Source organism: Wolbachia endosymbiont of Drosophila seguyi (genome assembly GCF_028981765.1).
Taxonomy (GTDB): Bacteria; Pseudomonadota; Alphaproteobacteria; order Rickettsiales; family Anaplasmataceae; genus Wolbachia; species Wolbachia pipientis.
In genome coordinates, this window is record NZ_JAPQLM010000191.1 from 2,485 (window position 1) to 11,841 (window position 9,357).

Below are 9,357 nucleotides of genomic sequence, written 5' to 3' on the forward strand. Positions count from 1 at the left end.
TAAATGGCTATTTATAATGAATTTTGTCAGTAACTGCCAGTTCTTTTCACTTGAGCGATGCAACAAAGCCATCCCAGTGTCAAGCACTGGGATGACATCGTAGGGGTGCTGGCCTGATAACCGTCATCCCGCTACTTGTTAGCGGGATCTAGAGATACCGCGAATGAATCGCGGTATGACGGTTCGCGGCGGCATGACGATAAGGTTTATACCTTGTCATCCCAGTACTTGACACCGAGATTGATTTATCTTGTCTACCTTATTTTGCCACTCCGCTGAACGGATACCATATTATGCAGGTTTAGAATTATGCTTTATTCTTACGTTTATGTCTTGGCCCAATACAATCAATAAGTTAAGCAAGTATTCTAAGGAGAACCCTTCGATTTTTGACCTATTGATTTGAGATACTTTAGGTTGATCAATCTTTAGAGCGTTTGCTGCTTTTTTCTGTGTTGTGTACTCCTTACTTATTAATTGTGCAATGACCTTTATTAATTTCAGTTTTGTATCTTTCACATCCCCCAACTCTACTATTATAGGATAACTTAATTGTAAATTTTGCATAATAATAAAATTCCTTATAAAAAAATTACTTTAATTTTTCTTCTTTAAATAACACATGCCTTCTGACTACTGGGTCATACTTCCTAAACTCCAGTTTTTTGGTGAGCTTTTTTGGATTACGCTTTTTTACATAAAAATAGCCAGTTGATTTTTCTTCACCAGTTTTTGTTATCTTGATTGCAGTGCTGACTAACTTAACGAGCAAAGAAGCATTTTTTTTCGCCATACTTATAATGATATAATAAATTCTATGCGAGTTTATTACGCAAAATACTAAAAGTCAATCGAATAATGCAGATTGCAAAGTCCTTGACAATCAACAGTGCATTAAGTAGCATAAAGTTAACTTCAGAATAAAAAGCAAACGGTAAATAAGTGACAAATAGTGGTAAAAGGGTATTATTGATAGAAAATTCTATCTGTTCTAATGAGGTAAGAGTTGCCTTGTCAATTAATAACAAGGTTGTAGAATTTGAACAAGAATTCAAGGAAAAAAAACAATTAAGAGGTAATATATACGTTGCTTATATAAAGCGTATAGAGCCTTCTTTGCAAGCCGTATTTATTGAATATGGGAAAAATAAGCAAGGTTTTTTGTCTTTTTCCGAGATATCTCTAGATTACTTCAACATTCCAGAAAAAGAAAAGGAAACTATCTTTGAGGGCTACTCAAATGACGATTGTATAGAAGAAGCCTCAGCAAATGTTTCTTCAGATTCTGCAGCTAGTAAGAATGTCAACGGATCAGGTAGTGGTTTTGTAAGAGAGGTACCTTTATATAAAAAATACAAATTACAAGATGTTATTTCAGTAAATCAAAAAGTATTGGTCCAGCTAACTAAAGAGGAACGAGGCAATAAAGGAGCTTCATTTACAACATACATAACTTTAGTGGGTAGATACTGTGTTTTCATGCTAAATTCCATGAGCAAAGGTGGAGTGTCCCGCAGAATTGAAGATGCTAATGTCAGAAAGCAGTTAAAGGAGATACTGAGTTCAATAAACTTGCCAAAAAGATCAGGTTTAATAGTAAGAACTGTTGGTTCAGGAAAAAATAAGAAAGAAATTGAGCAGGATTACAATTACTTATCCTCATTATGGCAGAGCATTCAAAAAAATGCCTTCTCTGTAAACGTTCCATCATTAATTTACAATGAAGCAGATGTAATTATGAGATCTGTTCGTGATTTTTGTAGCGATGGTATAGAAGTTATAGTGTCTGGAAAGGAAGCTTTTGAGGCAGTTAGGCAATATGCTAACAATGCACTAAAAGGTAGTAAGTTGCGCTATAGATTGTATAGAGGTTATGCTCCGATCTTTACTTACTACGGAATCGAAGATCAAATTTCTGAGTTATATAGCAATAGAGTAGAATTGCCATCTGGTGGGTCTTTGATAATAACTTTAACTGAGGCGTTTGTTTCAATAGACGTAAATTCAGGAAAGATGACAGGAGAAGATAGCATAGAAGAAACAGCTTATAGAACCAACATGGAAGCAGTACCTGAAATATCAAGACAGGTGAATCTTAGGGGCCTATCAGGATTAATAGTAGTCGATTTTATTGATATGTTGAAATATCAGTATTGCAGAGCTGTTGAGTCTGCTATAAAGCAAGCGTTTAAAGATGATAAAGCTAAAGTTCAATTTAGCTACATAAATGACTTTGGTTTAATGGTATTTTCAAGGCAAAGAATTAAACCAAATATACAAGAAATTAATACTACAGAGTGTTTACACTGCAAAGGTACTGGAAGAGTAAAATCAAACGAAGTAATTGTTTCATCAATACTAAGGGATTTACAACATATTGCTAACAAGAATCGAAATAAGTCTTTTGATTTAGTAGCACACAGTGCAGTTATAGCGCACATTTTTAATAACAAACGCAATACAGTTTCTACAATCGAAAAAGAGTTTAATATTACATTGAACGTTAGTATTGATAACAGTTTAGATGTAAATACATTTGTTTTAAAACAAGGAGATGATGTTAATTTAAACGGTTATAAGCCATTACAGAACTCTGGATACCAAATTGGGGATAGCAGCAATGAAGAAGCTGATAATTCAAATGAACTACGAGGCAATTTTTGGCTGACTAAGTGGCTTTCGCGCCTTTTAAGTTCTAATAACTAATTAGAAACCTAAATTGGGCTTGTAATTAATGAGCCCTATACTTATATATTCTTATATCAGATAATATTTACAATGGGGTACTCATTATGGGAAGAGCAATAGGCATAGATCTCGGAACAACAAATTCTTGTGTTGCAATAATGCAGGGCAAGGATACAAAGGTAATAGAAAATAAAGAAGGGGCAAGAACTACTCCATCTATAGTTGCATTGACTTCTTCAGGAGAAAGGTTGATTGGTGCTCCAGCAAAAAGGCAAGCAACCACCAATGCAAGTAATACCTTTTTTGCTACTAAGAGATTAATAGGCCGTCAATATAGTGATCCTGAGATGAAAAATCTAAGTGTACCATACAAAGTATTTGCAGCAAAAAGTGGTGATGCATGGGTTAAAACAACTGATAATAAAGAATATTCTCCTAGTCAAATTGGTGCATTTATACTACAAAACATGAAAGAGGCAGCAGAAGCTTATCTTGGAGAGGAAGTAAAAGATGCTGTGATAACAGTGCCAGCATACTTCAACGACTCTCAACGTCAAGCAACAAAAGATGCAGGAAAAATTGCCGGATTAAATGTACTCAGAATAGTAAATGAACCGACTGCTGCAGCACTTGCTTATGGTCTTGATAAGAAACATGGGCACACAATAGTAGTATATGACCTTGGTGGTGGTACATTTGACGTTTCAATACTTGAAATAGGTGATGGAGTTTTCGAAGTGAAAGCAACAAACGGTGATACCCATCTTGGAGGTGAAGACTTTGATAATGGAGTAGTGAGTTATTTACTAGATGAATTCAAGAAAAGTAATGGCATTGATTTGAAAAATGATCCAATGGCTATGCAAAGAATCAAAGAAGCTGCTGAAAAAGCGAAAATTGAATTATCAAGTGCAATGGAAACGGAAATAAATCTACCGTTTATTACAGCTGATGCAAGTGGTCCAAAACACTTAAATATGAAATTAACGAGAGCAAAACTTGAAAGCTTAGTGAATGATTTAATCGAAAGAACTATGGCTCCTTGTAAAAAAGCTCTTGAGGATGCTGGTTTATCTGCTAGTCAAATTGGCGAAGTGGTTCTTGTTGGTGGCATGACTCGTATGCCAAAAGTCATAGAGAAAGTTAAAGAATTCTTTGGCAAAGATCCACATAGAGGAGTTAACCCTGATGAAGTTGTAGCAATTGGAGCTGCAATACAGGCGGGGATCATTCAAGGTGATGTAAGAGATGTGTTACTACTTGATGTGACCCCACTTTCTCTTGGTATTGAAACTCTAGGAGGAGTATTCACTCCACTTATTGAGCGTAATACTACAATTCCTACTAAAAAATCTCAGGTGTTTTCAACTGCAGAAGATAACCAAACAGCTGTTACAATTAAGGTGCATCAGGGTGAAAGAAAACTGGCAGTTGATAATAAGCTACTCGGTCAGTTTAGTTTGGAAGGGATACCTCCTGCTCCGCGCGGAAGGCCACAAATTGAAGTGACATTTGATATAGATGCAAATGGAATAGCACACGTTTCTGCAAAAGATAAAGCTACTGGAAAAGAGCAAAAAATACGCATTCAATCTTCAGGTGGTTTATCTGATAATGAAATAAATCGCATGGTAAAAGAAGCTGAAGAAAAAGCGCAAGAAGATGAAAAGCGCAAAAAGTTTATTGAAGTGAAGAATCAAGCGGATAGCTTAGTCCATTCTACAGAAAAGTCTCTGACAGAGTATGGTGATAAAGTTTCACCAGAAGATAGATCTGCTATTGAAAATGCAGTTAACGAATTAAAAGAAGTTAGTAAATCTGATAACATTGATGACGCTGATTCAATACAGCAGAAAGTTACTAATCTTTCTCAATTATCTATGAAACTTGGAGAAGCTATGTATCAAACATCTCAACAAAATAGTGCTGAAAATGGCTTTTCATCAGAAGGAAATCCAAATGATAAAGAGGAAAAAGTAGTAGATTCTGATTATCAAGACATAGATAATAAAGAAGAGAATAAATAATTGTGATCACTTTTCCTGTCATCCGAGTAGCTGACACTGAGATGACAGGAGGAGCATATTGTTGCTTAAAGAAACCATTATGGACATTATTAAGGCAATAGAAGAAAAGATACGCGATTCGATAGATGTAATTGATATCAACATTATCGATGAATCAGCAAAGCATGCTGATCATTATTTTGCTTCATCTTCAACATTACCTTCGCACATTCAATTAATATTAATATCTGACGGCTTTATTGGAATGAGCGTTCTAAAAAGACACAAGTTGATTTATGAGTTATTGAAGGGTGAGATAGAGCTAATACATGCAATTTCTCTTCACTTGTATACGCAAGATGAGTACAATTTAAAAAATAAATAATAAAAATGTGAAGGAAGAGTCTATATTAGTTAAAGCAGGAAGAAAATTTAATGACTATAAAGGTTCCATGAACCCGCCAGTTTATCATTCTTCTACCATATTATTCCCTACTTACAAGGACTACTTAAATGCAGCAAATGGAGAAAGTATATACGATGTAATCAACGATGGTGTTGCAAGGGATTATAGCTACAGTAATGTTGGTACTCCTACTGTTCATTATCTTTCAAATGCACTGGCTGAAATTGAAGGGAGTGGACAAGCGCTTATTTATCCTTCCGGACTATTTGCACTTACTTTTGCTATTCTAACTTTCGCTAAAGCAGGCTCGCACGTTTTAATTCAAGATAATAGTTATTATAGGCTTAGGAGGTTTGCAGAAAATGAGCTACCAAAAAGAGGAACAGAAGTAACTTTTTATGATCCAACACAGGATATAACTGATTTAATTCAGAGTAATACTTCATTGATAATGATCGAGACTCCTGGTTCTGTAACGTTTGAGATTTCGAATATAGAGCATATAGTAAAAGTTGCTAAGGAACATAAAATTGTGACCGTTTGTGACAATTCATGGGCCACTCCTTTGTTATTTAAGCCGCTTGATTATGGAGTTGATGTTGCACTATATGCGGTGACAAAGTATCTAGCCGGTTACTCAGATTTAGTGATGGGGGCTATTATTGCTGAAGGTGAAATTTTTAAATTGCTTTATGAGAGCTATAAAAATTATGGGGTAACCATTCAATCGCACGACTGCTACCTTGCACATAGGGGACTTAGAACATTGTACACACGTATGAAAAGGCACCAAAATACAGCAATGGAAGTGGCAAAGTGGCTAGAAAAACATTCAAAAATCAAAAAAGTTTTGTATCCAGCACTTCCCTCCCATCCTCAACACGAATTATGGAAAAGTTACTTCAAAGGAGCAAGCGGCACATTCAGTATAGCACTAGATAGAGAATATTCATGTGAAGAACTAAGCTGCATGGTTGATCACATGAAAATTTTTGGTATCGGTGCTTCTTGGGGAGGATGCGACAGTTTGATATTACCAATAGATCGTAGATCTATGTCAAGATCTGTAATGAATTCAGATTATGGTGGAAGTTTTATACGGATATTTTGTGGACTGGAAGATCCTGAAGATTTAATCTCTGATTTAAATGCTGCACTAGCAAGGTTGCCATGTTTGAACACTAAAACTGGCAGATGAAACTGAGAGAATTACTGCATAACATTATTGATGTTAACTTTGATATTGAAATCAAGGGCGTTACATGTAATCCCAATAGAGTAAAGGAAGGTTATCTTTTTGTTTGTGTGTCTGCGGTGTCATTCCAGCGCGTGACGCTGGAATCTAGAAAACCAGCATGTATCCAGATTTTTCCTACTGAATCCCAGTATCACGCACACGACTGTGTAGACGTTGTCATACAAGGAACCAAAAAAGATGTCATCCCAGTGCTTGACTACTTGGATCCAGAAAATTTAATTGCAAATGAACACACTAAGCAATTGCATAATAAAAACTGGATTCCAGTGTCAGCTACTTGCATGACAAATACTCCGAGTTTTGCAGTGCTTGACCACCCAAACCCTCAAGAAATATACAGAGAAATAGTCAGCAGGTTTTATCAATTCAAACAGCCCAAATATGTTGCTGCTGTAACTGGTACAAATGGTAAAACTTCAGTAGTAGAATTTTGCCGCCAGATCTGGCAAAACTCTGGCTATAATGCTGCGTCTATTGGAACACTTGGAACATGCATCAATAATGACAGAGAAGATAATAGCGATAATCTTACCACTCCAGGCGCAGATGACCTTTATTCCACATTATGTGGTATAAATAGTAAGAACGTAGAACAATTAGCATTAGAGGCTTCAAGCCATGGAATTGACCAATACAGAATTCATGGACTTAGGTTCACTGCTGCAGCTTTTACTAATTTCTCGCAAGATCATTTGGACTATCATAAGAGTATCGATGAGTATTTTGAGGCTAAGAAAAGGTTATTTTATGAGGTACTACCAGAGGGAGAAACAGTAATTTTAAATGCGGATATAAATGAGTACCATGCATTGCTTAAAATAGCTGAAAAACGCAGCAACAAAGTTATCACCTATGGAAAAACAGGTTCTGATATTACTTTATTAGAGCAAACACCAACCCCTAATGGTCAATACCTTACAATTAAAATTGGCGATGAAATTTATAACATGTTTTTTCCAGTTTTGGGGCAATTTCAAGCATATAATCTGTTGTGTGCAATTGGTATAGTTACCTCGTCTGGACTGAATTACAGAGAAATATCTATAGGTAAACTCGTTTCTCCACCAGGAAGAATGGAAAAAGTTAAACCTTTTGCATTCGTGGATTACGCACACACTCCAAGTGCGCTTAAACAAGCCCTGTTGTCTTTAAAATGGCACTTCAACAAAAAAATAGTCCTAGTTTTTGGATGCGGTGGCAATCGTGATCGGAAGAAGCGTTCAGAAATGGGTAAAATAGCACAAATGTATGCAGACAAAGTAATAATCACAGATGACAATCCGCGTGATGAAGATCCTGCAAAAATTCGCCACGATATTTTGCTATATTGTCCTAGTGCACTGGAGATAGGGGACAGGAAAGAAGCCATAGAAAAAGGCATAGATATTGCCTATAACGAGGGTATGATTCTGCTGGTTGCAGGAAAAGGACATGAGAAATTTCAAATCATAGGGAATCAAACCTTTGAGTTTAGTGATGTTGAGGTTATTAAAAGTAAAGTTTTATCTTGACCAATTTCCTGTACAGAGCTCTCTGTTCCTTCCATTTTAGTGTTAGGTTTTGACATTACGTACGCAATGCAAACAGATACTAATGCAATGGATACAGATATACCAATAGTTACTAGTATAGGTAATTCAACAATGTATCCAATACCCGCCACTATCAATGCAGTTGCAATACCACCTACAGCAATCATTTTTGCTTGCCTTTTTTTCTTACATTCCATTTCTCTCTTATGTTTTTCTTCTTCTGCTTTCTTTAAAGCAGCAGCATTTTCCTTATGCTTCTCTTCTTCTGCTTTCTTTAAAGCAGCAGCATTTTCCTTATGCTTCTCTTCTTCTGCTTTCTCCCAGACAGCAATCACCTCTTTGTCTGTAGCAAACATACTGGGAATGGAATTATTATTATCTAGTGCTAAAGGACTAGCTCCTTTATTTAACAGGCACCTCACTGCATTTATATGATTATTAGTAGCAGCAAAATGCAGCGGTGTTGAGCCAAGTTTAGCACATGAGTGAATATGTGCACCTTTCTCCAGTAGTAATTCTATTATTTCCGTATTACCGCTGCTAGCGGCACAATGCAGAGCAGTGTGTCCACCACCATCGCGTGTACTAACCTCTGCACCTTTCTCCAGTAGACGTCTTACTGTTTTTACTAGGCCTTTATGAGCAGCAATGTTTAACGCAGTAGTATAATACCTAGAAGCATGGGTAATCTCTTGCCGTATTTCAAATAAATGATCTATGTGAAAATTAAGTCTTTTCCACTGATTGTATGTATCTTGGTTACATGCGAGCAGTTTTTGCTTAATTTCTTCAATTATGTCACTTTCTTTTGATTCTTGCTCTATTTCTTGGAATATAGCATCAATTTCTTGCTCTTTTATACTCATACGCTCCCCAACAACTATTCAACTATAAATTATAATTTTATGGATATAGTAAAAGCAAGTCAAGATTTTATGTAATAGCCTCACAATCATTCACCGTTCTTGCAAGTGATAGCACTCTCACTTCTTTTGCACCGGAGTTTAAAATTTCCTGAGAGCAAGATCTTACAGTTGCTCCGGTTGTTACCACATCATCAACTAATATCACGATTTTATTTTCGATAATTTTCTTGTTGCTTGTTTTAAAAGCCTTCTTTAAATTTTTTTCACGCTGTTTAAGTGAAAGACCAGCTTGAGGCGCAGTATGGCGAAGGCGTTTTATTGCAAATGGCGTATAGGATAAATTGGACAACTTACTCAATTCTTTTGCAAGCAGTGCTGCTTGATTATATTTACGTTTAAACAAGCGCATTTTATGTAACGGTATAGGGATTATGATCTCTGCGTTCTGAAATGTATCCTGATTAGCTTGGTGTATCCACTTTGCATAGATTTTTACGTAATTCAAATTATCAAAAAATTTGAAATTTATAATCAGAGGTTGTCCGGAAACAAGTAAAAGGCTATAATATCTGAAATTTTAGTACGGGGTAAAGATGAGAAA

7 protein-coding genes and 2 pseudogenes are annotated in these 9,357 nt (G+C 35.9%); 5 read left to right on the forward strand and 4 right to left on the reverse strand.

Annotation, left to right across the window (positions count from 1 at the left end; all coding sequences use genetic code 11):
• Positions 1-291: 291 nt before the first annotated feature.
• Both OZD62_RS05605 and rpmG read right to left on the reverse strand, forming a co-directional pair.
• Entirely contained in the window at positions 292-567 is a 276-nt protein-coding gene (locus OZD62_RS05605; protein ID WP_275019621.1) for a helix-turn-helix domain-containing protein, read from the reverse strand.
• A 25-nt stretch (positions 568-592) separates the two neighbouring features.
• Positions 593-793 (reverse strand): 50S ribosomal protein L33, encoded by a 201-nt coding sequence (rpmG, locus tag OZD62_RS05610; RefSeq protein ID WP_010082633.1) that lies wholly within the window; start codon positions 791-793, stop codon positions 593-595.
• Between the two features lie 149 nt (positions 794-942).
• Here rpmG and OZD62_RS05615 point away from each other — a divergent pair, with 149 nt between their 5' ends.
• The 5 genes and pseudogenes from OZD62_RS05615 (at position 943) to murE (ending at position 7,869) form a co-directional block, all read left to right on the forward strand.
• A complete protein-coding gene (locus OZD62_RS05615) occupies positions 943-2,706 on the forward strand; it encodes an Rne/Rng family ribonuclease (protein WP_275019622.1) in 1,764 nt (587 codons plus the stop codon).
• Between the two features lie 86 nt (positions 2,707-2,792).
• On the forward strand, positions 2,793-4,715 hold the full coding sequence (gene dnaK, locus OZD62_RS05620) for a molecular chaperone DnaK (RefSeq protein ID WP_010962930.1): 1,923 nt from the start codon (positions 2,793-2,795) through the stop codon (positions 4,713-4,715).
• A gap of 79 nt (positions 4,716-4,794) precedes the next feature.
• Positions 4,795-5,079, forward strand: a complete 285-nt coding sequence (locus tag OZD62_RS05625) for a BolA family protein (RefSeq protein ID WP_316658264.1) — start codon at positions 4,795-4,797, stop codon at positions 5,077-5,079.
• A 7-nt stretch (positions 5,080-5,086) separates the two neighbouring features.
• Positions 5,087-6,320 (forward strand): annotated as a pseudogene (metC, locus tag OZD62_RS05630) (cystathionine beta-lyase).
• A complete protein-coding gene (gene murE / locus OZD62_RS05635; RefSeq protein WP_070356941.1) occupies positions 6,295-7,869 on the forward strand; it encodes a UDP-N-acetylmuramoyl-L-alanyl-D-glutamate--2,6-diaminopimelate ligase in 1,575 nt (524 codons plus the stop codon). The pseudogene metC and the gene murE overlap by 26 nt, the downstream one beginning before the upstream one ends.
• Here murE and OZD62_RS05640 read toward each other — a convergent pair.
• Positions 7,815-8,756 carry an ankyrin repeat domain-containing protein gene (locus OZD62_RS05640; protein WP_275019625.1) on the reverse strand — a complete coding sequence of 314 codons (942 nt, stop codon included), beginning with the start codon at positions 8,754-8,756 and terminating at the stop codon, positions 7,815-7,817. The genes murE and OZD62_RS05640 overlap by 55 nt on opposite strands.
• Positions 8,757-8,823: 67 nt before the next feature.
• Positions 8,824-9,291, reverse strand: a pseudogene (locus OZD62_RS05645) (ComF family protein); the annotation flags it as partial.
• Positions 9,292-9,357: the final 66 nt, after the last annotated feature.